General features: G+C 61.3%; 1 protein-coding gene. It reads right to left on the bottom strand.

The window, feature by feature from the left end; all coding sequences use genetic code 11:
- Positions 1-145: 145 nt before the first annotated feature.
- A complete protein-coding gene (locus HU811_RS10205) occupies positions 146-1,096 on the bottom strand; it encodes an alpha/beta hydrolase (RefSeq protein WP_186655641.1) in 951 nt (316 codons plus the stop codon).
- Positions 1,097-1,146: the final 50 nt, after the last annotated feature.

A 1,146-nucleotide genomic window follows, 5' to 3' on the forward strand; every position in this document is an offset into this window, starting at 1 on the left:
CCACGGGTTTGTCGATTGCCTTAAGTGAACAGCATTAGCTCCCACCGGGGGATTGATGGTGAACGCTGAAACTTGTTAACACCGGCTCCCGACAGGCAAAAAAACGCCGACATTTGCGTCGGCGTTTTTTTCACTATCACTCACTTCACCCGGCAAACACCTCCCTCAAACGCTGGGCAATATGCTGCTGGGCCTCTTCAGCATCATCGACAATGGCGCCCATGCGCATGAAGTCGTGGGTCATGCCGGCGTAAACCTTGAGTTCCACCGGCACACCGGCCTGACGCAAACGCTGGGCATAGGCCACGCCTTCGTCGTGCAACGGATCACACTCGGCGAGGACCAGCAGCGCTGGCGGCATACCGGCGCAAATCTCGGCCAGCAGCGGCGAGAAGCGCGGGTCGTGGCGATCGTTGACGTCGCGCTGGTATTGCTCATAGAACCAGCTCAATGAATCCTTCTCCAGCAGATGGCCTTCGCCATAACGCTCGATGGACGCCGTGCTGCGGCTGGCGTCGGTGACCGGGTAGATCAGCACTTGCAACAACGGCGGCGTGTCCAGCGGCTGCGCCGCCAACACCGTGGCCAGACTACCCCCCACGCTGTCGCCCGCCACCGCCAGACGCCGGGCATCGATGCCCAACCGTTGCCCCTCGGTCACCAGCCATTTCCAGGCATCCAGGGCATCGTCGACAGCCGTGGGAAAACGAAACTCCGGCGCCAGTCGATAGGCCACCGACACCACCACACAATCAGCCATCGCCGCCAGGTTACGGCACAGCGAGTCATGGGAATCAAGGCTACCGACCACGTAGCCGCCACCATGGAAATATACCAACGCCGGCCTCGCTGCACCCGCCTCCAGCGCCCGATTACTGTAGAGGCGAGCCGCCAGATGCGCGCCATCGCGAGCAGGAATCTGCAACGCCTCGACAACGTCCAGCGCCTCGCCACCGGCATCCATCAACAACGATGACTGATCGAATTGCTCACGAGCTTCGACCGGGCTCATCTGATGCATGGGTACGCGTTTGCCACTGGCGCGGCCATTGCCGACCAGTTCCAGGAACGCAGCGATATCAGGGTTCAACGGCATTAGACACACTCTCCACGCCGGTCAGGCACGAGACCCGACCGGCTTCAGGT

The sequence above is a fragment of the Pseudomonas tehranensis genome (assembly GCF_014268615.1).
In the GTDB taxonomy this organism is placed as follows: Bacteria; Pseudomonadota; Gammaproteobacteria; order Pseudomonadales; family Pseudomonadaceae; genus Aquipseudomonas; species Aquipseudomonas tehranensis.